7 protein-coding genes and 1 pseudogene are annotated in these 7,410 nt (G+C 56.6%); 3 read left to right on the top strand and 5 right to left on the bottom strand.

Features of this window, described 5'->3' with window-relative positions; translation table 11 throughout:
* A pseudogene (locus ACR0EL_RS16525) lies at positions 1-960 on the bottom strand (hypothetical protein); the annotation flags it as partial.
* A 163-nt stretch (positions 961-1,123) separates the two neighbouring features.
* Here ACR0EL_RS16525 and ACR0EL_RS16520 point away from each other — a divergent pair.
* Genes ACR0EL_RS16520 through ACR0EL_RS16510 form a run of 3 tightly spaced genes read left to right on the top strand, consistent with a single transcriptional unit; the run spans position 1,124 to position 2,462 of the window.
* Positions 1,124-1,435: a hypothetical protein gene (locus tag ACR0EL_RS16520; protein ID WP_480501180.1), complete on the top strand. Its 312-nt coding sequence runs from the start codon at positions 1,124-1,126 to the stop codon at positions 1,433-1,435.
* 20 nt (positions 1,436-1,455) lie between these two features.
* Positions 1,456-1,749: a DUF308 domain-containing protein gene (locus tag ACR0EL_RS16515; protein ID WP_480501179.1), complete on the top strand. Its 294-nt coding sequence runs from the start codon at positions 1,456-1,458 to the stop codon at positions 1,747-1,749.
* A gap of 29 nt (positions 1,750-1,778) precedes the next feature.
* Positions 1,779-2,462, top strand: coding sequence for an IS6 family transposase (locus ACR0EL_RS16510; RefSeq protein ID WP_480501178.1), 684 nt, complete (start codon positions 1,779-1,781; stop codon positions 2,460-2,462).
* Positions 2,463-2,772: 310 nt separating this feature from the next.
* Here the strand turns inward: ACR0EL_RS16510 and ACR0EL_RS16505 are convergent, their stop codons facing one another.
* The 4 genes from ACR0EL_RS16505 to ACR0EL_RS16490 form a co-directional block, all read right to left on the bottom strand.
* Entirely contained in the window at positions 2,773-3,561 is a 789-nt protein-coding gene (locus tag ACR0EL_RS16505) for a hypothetical protein (RefSeq protein WP_480501177.1), read from the bottom strand.
* Positions 3,562-3,816: 255 nt separating this feature from the next.
* Positions 3,817-5,280 (bottom strand): cytochrome-c peroxidase, encoded by a 1,464-nt coding sequence (locus tag ACR0EL_RS16500; RefSeq protein WP_480501176.1) that lies wholly within the window; start codon positions 5,278-5,280, stop codon positions 3,817-3,819.
* Between the two features lie 70 nt (positions 5,281-5,350).
* On the bottom strand, positions 5,351-5,896 hold the full coding sequence (locus ACR0EL_RS16495; protein ID WP_170403801.1) for a GNAT family N-acetyltransferase: 546 nt from the start codon (positions 5,894-5,896) through the stop codon (positions 5,351-5,353).
* A 74-nt stretch (positions 5,897-5,970) separates the two neighbouring features.
* The gene (locus tag ACR0EL_RS16490; RefSeq protein WP_480501175.1) at positions 5,971-7,323 is read right to left on the bottom strand and encodes a tetratricopeptide repeat protein; all 1,353 of its coding nucleotides are present in this window, start codon (positions 7,321-7,323) and stop codon (positions 5,971-5,973) included.
* Positions 7,324-7,410 lie beyond the last annotated feature (87 nt).

The raw sequence follows: 7,410 nt of genomic DNA, 5'->3' as shown, positions 1-7,410 counted from the left end.
CCCGGCATATTCAGGATCGATCTCAACGGCGCGCTCCAACAGGTCGCGAACCTTCTTGTGTTTTTTGGCCGTGGGTTCACGCCAGTATTCGCTGGCCAGCAACCTGCACTGATAGGCATCCAGCGTGTGCGTCTGCGCCCTGCGCTGCACGGCACCCGTTCGATGGATCACTCCGTGGGGTTCCGCGATTTCCGTGGCGATCCGGGCGGCGATGTCGTCCTGAATTTCAAACAGACTGTCCGCGCTCAGGTCGCGATCATAGGTGTCGGCGGAAACCTGTTGACCGGTTTCCGCGTCAATCAGTTGGGAGGTTACGCGCAGCTTGTTGTCCCAATGACGCACGCTGCCTTCGACCAGATACTGAACATCCAGTTCGCCACCGACTGCGCGCGGATCGCGGCCGCGCCCTCGAAAACGAAATGTAACGTGCCGGGACAGCACGCTCACTTCGCGGAACCGGGCGATGGCCGAGATGACTTCTTCTGTAAACCCGTCGGCCAGATACTCCTGAGACGGGTCTCCGCTCAGGTTGTCAAAAGGCATCACAGCCACCGTAACTCGGCCGGTTGCCGTTGTGAGCGTTTCGGCATCGGCCCTGCGTTCGGGCTCAAATGCGATCTCAAAAACCGGGGCGTAAGAACCTTTAGGAATGCGAATCCTCACCGGATCTTCGCGCCCTTCCTGTGCGTAGTAGAGATCCAGCCGACTGCGCATTTTGTTGGCCTGAACCCGGACTATCGTGTCGATTGTTGGGTCGAAATCCTCGGGCTTGTCGAACACGTCAATGCCGATTGCGTAGCCTTTCAGCGCCTCGGATCGGCCGGCCAGCGCCTCGTAGACAATATGCGACAGAAAGCGGTTCAGGCGCGTGGTGTCCGCGAAATGCGGACTGACGAGGATGCGCTTCAGCTGTTCCTGAATAGCGCTTGGATCGATGGCAGAGCTTACTTCGGCAAGCATTTTTCCCTCCGTCGCTCAACTTTGTCCGATGACGGGCCGCGTCACAAGACAGCGCGACGGTTTAACCGTGACTCACTCGGACGCGGAGCGGGGATTTGCGAGGGTCTGGGTCATGGCGCTCAAACGGGCCCAACAAACATATGACCCATGAAAGGACTGAACCATGACAACATTTTCTGAATTCGTACAGAAAGCCAAAGACGATTATGCCCGTGTCGAGGACGAGCTGAAATCGTTCGAACAGAAGGTCAAGGACGCAGGCGACGCGACCGACAAGTGGACCCAGGAACAGGTGACAAAGCTGCAATCCGACCTGCAGGAAGCAAAAGACAAGGTCACCGACCTGGCTGACCGCATCCAGCAAGAAGGCGAAGACGCCGTGTCGGACGCACATGATCAAGCAAAGAACCATTGGGAGGCCCTGCACGCAGCCGTTGCCGCCTATCGCGATCACCTCGACAAGTCGGTCGCCTGAACCCTGACCCGGAGGTCGAAATGACTGATTCAGTTACTGATACCGCACCGAAACCCGCACTTATGGAAGAGGCTGCCGGTTGGCGGCTTCAACCGGTCTTGCTGATCGTGCTCGGCGTCGCCATGGCCTGCGTTGGACTGTGCGCCATAGCCTTCCCGCTGATGTCCACGCTCGCTGTCGAGGCCTTTATCGGCGTGGCCCTGCTGGTTGGAGGCATCGTCACATCGATTCAGGCATTTGCAGAAAAGGCGTGGAAAGGGTGGTTCTGTCGCAAACTTCGCCCCTACCTGTCAGATCTAACGCGGTTCTGCTAACGCGTGCTGGAACATGGCAGGAGCAGAACGTGACAATCTCATTTAAGGGCGCGCATTTTCCGAAAGACGTCATCCTGCACGCGGTTTTCTTCTACCTGCGCTACGGTGTTTCATACCGGGATTTGGAAGAAATCATGGCGGAACGTGGCGTTGATCTGGATCATGCAACGCTAAACCGGTGGGTCAGTCGGTATGCTGGCCTCATTGCTGAAGCAGCGCGGTATAGAAAGCGTCCCACAGACCGTTCGTGGCGCATGGATGAAACGTATGTGAAAGTGAAAGGCGAATGGGTTTATCTTTTCCGGGCGATCGACAAACACGGCAAGACCCTTGATTTCATGCTGTCCGAGCGCCGGAACAAGGCCGCTGCGACCAGGTTCTTCGCCCGCGCGCTCGAGGTGAACGGATTGCCACGCAAGATCGTTATCGACAAAAGTGGTGCCAACACAGCTGGCATCAAGGCGATCAACAAGATGCTGAAAGGCTTCAGCTGCCCTGTACCAATCGAGATGGTCAGGCGCAAATACCTCAATAACATCATCGAACAGGATCACCGTTTCATCAAACGAAGGATCAGACCCATGCTGGGATTCAAGTCTTTCACTTCAGCCGCTTCTGTCCTGGCAGGTATAGAACTGGTCAACATGATCCGCAAAGGTCAATTCACGCCCGGGCTCCGTCCGTTTCAGCAGTTCATCCAACTGGCAGGATAATCTGCTCACCAAATCCACCGACGCTCTGCCATCTGAAAATTTTGCGACAGAACCTTCCGATCTCATTGTAGATCATTCCGGCATGTGCAATGTGTGGATCAAAGGAGCTCCCTGCGCCTCGCCGCAGGCGCTCATACATTGATCCCTCGCCAAGGATGATTGGATTAGCGTCAAACATGCTTTGAACCATAGGTCATACCCCCATTTGTGTAGTAGGAGCGAGAGGTTTGCGGCGTACGGCCAATTCTGCAGTTTTCGCCATTGCATGTTGCGCGCGGCCCGAGTTTCAAGCGGCCACGCGCCAGCTGTTTCACAAGCCGCTTCTTTTGGGCAGCGGGACGTAAAGCTGAACATGGGTGTCGGTCGAGAACGTACCCGTATCCGGCCCCCATGTCTTGCCATCGCTGTGCCAGGCAATTGCAAGCTCCGAGATGAGCTGCTCACCGGTCAGTTGCAGGCAGGGTGTGATCGAGCGTTGAAACCGTGCACGGCCATCAGCGTCTGCGGTAAACGCGTTTTCTGATCCATCGCGGGCTCCGAAAGGAAGGTCATAGAAGCCTTTGAAGGGATCGGTGGGTGGCCATACGGCAAAGTCGTGCCACATGGTATAAAGACCGTTGGGCACTAGGTTTTCGAACTGGATATCGACTTTGCCGATCCCGTCTTTACACTGGTAAGTTCCTTCCCCGTTCGCAGCAAACCATTCGCCAAGTGTAATCCCCAGCGGCTTGCCTTTTAACCATGGGCCGGTGTTTTCGGTTTGCAGCGGCGTGTGCGGCACCGGATCGGCCGGGGCATAAAGGGGCGCATCCATATCGCGTGTTGCAGCCGTTGGGCGGAACACCTCGCCAGAGCCCGGGTCCTTTTCGAAAAACACGTCCTGCTCGGTCAATTCTTCGTCGATGTGAAATATGAAGGTCAGAGACATAGTGTCCTGCGCGTCATACGCAGCCATCATGATGTTTGCCTCAGGTTCATCTTCAATGGGCCCAACAGGTCCACCGGAATCGTAATCCGTATGGCTGTGATCGTCTGCAATAACGATGCAAGGAACCGCCAGTGAAAATAGAACGGTGGTAGTTTTCAAGATGCGAAACATTGGAATCTCCTTTTCGAATTCGCATGAGAACGTCTTGGAGCCAGCTCTAGAAAAGCCGGCAGGGTGGATATCTGTCCGCGTCACGGTGAAGCCCCATGTCGCGAAGCAGGAAATCGGGCAGTTGTTCCAGTCGCTGATGCTGCAGGGCAACGTGGGTCGACCGAAGGAATGCCGCGCGTTTTGAGTTGTTTGCAGGCCTGAACAGAAGAAATGAGTAGAGTCTTGCGTGAGGTGCCATTCAAATTTTCCTTTTCTTTAGCGCTTCGGCTGCGGTGGTAGTCCCGATGGCACGTCGGTGGGGATCAGCTCCGACAGGTCCGTCATCGCTGGGTCGGTCAACGCATTGAGAAACGCGACAATGTCTGCGACCTCGTTGTCTGCGATCGGTTTGGGCATAAGTTCGTTGGCTTCGGCAATGCGTCCGCGCAATCGATCAGAGCCGTGGACAAACCCGTCGCGCGCGTCGAAAGCGGTCCGCCGCGCGGGGTTGAGCGGACGAAAGATCAGAGTTGACCCCTTCCCAGTCTGCTCAATGACATCATCGAGCAGCGGCAGCGAAGGCAACGCGTAGGTTTCGAGACTTTGCAGTGGGTCAACATGATGCCGGACCACATCTTCAAGTGTGTTGTAGGCTCCACTGTGCCCCCACGGTCCCGTCAAAGCGACGTTGACCAATGACGGTGTTCGGAACCGGAAAAGATCCTCAACCTCGAAGGTCACGCGGTACCGTCCCTCGTCCTCAAGCCGGTCCATGAAGCCAGACGCCCTCCAAAAGCTCGCGTCACTGCCATGGCCCTTGCCGGGCCCGATTTGCGGCATCGCGATCGCGTGAAACTCATGATCCGTAAGAAGCGGACCGTTATGGCATTCTGAACATCCGCCCGAGCCGTAGAACAGGTCCATACCTCTTTGGGCGCTGTCCGGAAAACTCGAAAAATCCGAAGACGCCACCGCGCGATGAAACGGGCTGCCCTCGGACCGGAACGCCACGCTTTGAAACGCCGCAAGGGCTTCAGCAGCCTGGCTGAAAGTTATCTGACCCGGTCCGAAAGCTTCCTCAAAAAGGTGCTGATATCCGGGAATGGCGACCAGTCGCTCAGCAATCAGGTCCCAAGCATCCGTTATCCGATCTTCAGCCACTGCTGTCGCGATCAGGTTCTCTCCCTTCTGGCCCGCCATTTCGATAGGCGACAGAACAGGGAACATAGCCTGCGCGGTCAGCGCATTGGGCAGCCCAGCGGGCAAGTGTTCGCGCGCGGGGCTCCAAAAACCGCTGGGAAAAGTTCTTTGATCATCGATCTCCAGCCTGCCATCGTGGAACATACGCGTGTAACTTCTCGCGCCAACATTGTAGAGCGGCTGGGCATTGCGTGGTACGCGCCCGATCACGCCGTCCTTCGTCTCGCGCTTCTGACCTGCACCGTGACCGCCCTCGCCAATACCCAGTGCCAACCCGTCCCCGGTACCCAGTGACGGATCGTGACATGTTCCGCAGGAAATGTTGCGATTGCCAGACAGGATCGGGTCAAAGAAGAGGTTTTGTCCAAGAGTGACCAGCGCTTGGTCAGGATTTCCATCCCACAGAAAATCTGTATCCATCAGAGGCGGGGGCAGGTGTTGAACGTCAGCCCGCGCAGCCCTGCAGGCTATCACCATTGTCAGGCATACTATCGAGATGATCAGCTTCGCCGAGCGCTTGGCGCAATATTTGAGAGTCATGTCTTTTCCCTTCGCAAGCTGACGCCTCTCGCCACGTTCGATTGAAACGCAGCAGCTTTGGGTTCGCTGGTTAATTGGAATGGTTTGCCTGGTGGCCGACACGCAAATCAGTCGCCGCATGATGATCCGACAATCGGCCCATCATCACCGCATCGACAAAGCCGCCCGGACGACGGGCGTATTTGCGAATGACGCCTTCCCGCTCAAATCCAAATGCTTCGTAAAGCTCGATGGCGTGAGTGTTGTCCGACCACACCAAGAGGCCGGTTCGTTCCAGCTGCAACCAGTTATCACAGAGATCCAGCATCGCGCCCAACAACGCTTTGGCTATTCCCTTGCCCTGAAAGTCGCTGCGGACCGCGACCAGATCAATTTCGCCTGCGTGATTGTGGCGTGGCACGTCCGGCGTCGACGACATAAAGCAGATGCCAACGACACTACCGTCTACTTCAGCCACCAGTTTGTAGTCGCCCGGTCCCGTGTTGATACGCGCTTCGACATTGGCGTTTGCAACATGTGGCAGGCGCATTGTGCCCAACATCACGGAATCATCAGTTAATATGCGTTTGATGTCCGATACGTCCTGTGCTTCGACATGGCGGATTTCAATTCTCATATTTTGTCCTCTCAATCAGGTCATCTGGCGCGCGCGAATATTTGCCCGCGCCAGATTCTTTGCGACGTCGGCTTCTAGGCCACGATCATGGAACCTTGGGGCTGCGCATTCGCACGACCCAAAAAGCGTTTGTTGATGGGGCTGTGTGGTTTGACAGCAATCCGCTCGTTTGCCAGCGCTTCTGCCGCATTTCGATTACCAGAACGCAGCGCAGCTTCGGTCAACGTCCAATCGATGATGTCGCGTTGCGCGTGACTGCCGCCAAACGAGTTCGCGATAAACCGCGCACCATGAAGCGCTTCGGTCGCATCTTCGTAGCGGCCCTGCCAAAATGCCCGGAACCCTTCGATCAAGGGCAGCCCTGTTGCCGCGGCCCACAGCGATGTCTCGCCGCCACCGGCGGGTGCATTGCGATATTGATCAACGATACGATCGACCTCTTCATCGCGACCGGATCCCAGATAGGCCATGGCTGCGTGCCAATCATTGAACGGGTACAGCTTGCCATCGGCGTGGTTGTCCCAGCACGCTGCAACATCGGCCCAGCGGTCGGAAATGTCGTGATCTTCCAGATGCAAGCGCCACAGCAAGGCCGAGGCATCGACCAAATCCAGTGCCACGTCGCTTTTTCCTTCGCGGATCCGCGCATCGTACAGCTTGATCGCCTCATTGGCCTGACCAAGGTCGAGGTGATAAAGCGCCTTGTGCCACCAGTTGTGGACTTTAAAGAAGTTGTCATCACCCGACCAATTCAGTTCGCGCGACGCCATCCATTCGATGCCGTCCTCAGCACGCCCCTGCATTTCCAGCACATGCGCGACAGCGTGCTGCGCCCAGCAGTCTAAGGGATCGCGTTCAATCGCTTCCCGACCGACGGCTTCAGCACGGCCATAATCACCAGTCTCTTCCAGCCCAAAGGAGTACATGCCCAGGAGGATGGAATAGCCCGGCTGGTCTTCCGACCACTTCGGTAGGACCCGTGCAATTCGGTCCCGCATGTCGCGAGCATTGGCGCGGTAAAAGTCCATCAGGTGACCAGCTTGCAAGCCCAGAATGTCGTGTGGAAACGACATGTTGTGACGATCCAGCTTGACGGCAGCTTCTGTCCAATTGTTGGCAAGAAGCGCATTCAGGGCATCGACATGCGATTGTTCCAGGTCGGATTTGGCAAGTGGGCGGACTGTCGCCAAAATGTTCCGTGCCTCGACCGCGGCATCAGGCTCGGTTGCCAATCCGAACAGATAGGCTTTCAGAATATACGGCATCGCATAGTCCGGAGCGGCCTCAATCGCCTGGTCGACGAGCGCCACGGGATCGCCCCTGTAGATGTTGAACGCGCGCATGGCGGCGTTGAAATAGTCTGCGGCGACTTCTTTTGAGCCCGCAGCAGGCCAGTTTCCGGACAATCTCGTTTCTTGATGGGACATGTCATTCTCCAAACTCTTTATTGACTGGGCGGATTGCCCGAATGCGATGGCTCTACCGCGCCGCCGCCTGCTCTGCTTGAAGCCAAC

Source organism: Ruegeria sp. AH12, assembly GCF_056541465.1.
This window is presented reverse-complemented; position numbering and strand designations above follow the sequence as displayed.